The following is a 330-nucleotide window of genomic DNA, read 5'->3' as shown; positions in this document are numbered from 1 at the left end:
ATTGTTTTAATGATTACTATTGTAAGTATAATATTTGCTTTTAAAATGTCATCATTTAAGAGTAAAATAAAAGAATTTAGCATTATTTATGTAGCAGCTTTGTTACCAATTTTATTACTAGTATTATTAATGTTTATGAATAAGTGGTATGGGACACCTGTATTGCAATTAACTACTATACAAAGTTATATACTAGTTGGAATTGTCTTATTAGTATTGTTAATTGGGGAAGCGTACATACTTGGATGGATTGGAATGTTAGTTGTTATCATACCACTATTAATTATGTTTGTATTTAAAGAATTAGGAAAGCAAAACCCATATTGGGGA

The 330-nt window shown here is 26.4% G+C and carries 1 protein-coding gene; it reads left to right on the top strand.

From position 1 onward, the window contains the following. Nucleotides 1–330, top strand: a 330-nt coding sequence (locus MR167_RS32025; protein WP_481746714.1) for an HAAS domain-containing protein, incomplete at both ends; no start/stop codon positions are given.

This window comes from Bacillus cereus group sp. BfR-BA-01355, assembly GCF_022663675.1.
GTDB classification, from domain to species: Bacteria; Bacillota; Bacilli; order Bacillales; family Bacillaceae_G; genus Bacillus_A; species Bacillus_A thuringiensis_S.
Note: the sequence above shows the minus strand (reverse complement) of the source record. Positions and strands in the feature narration are given on the sequence as shown.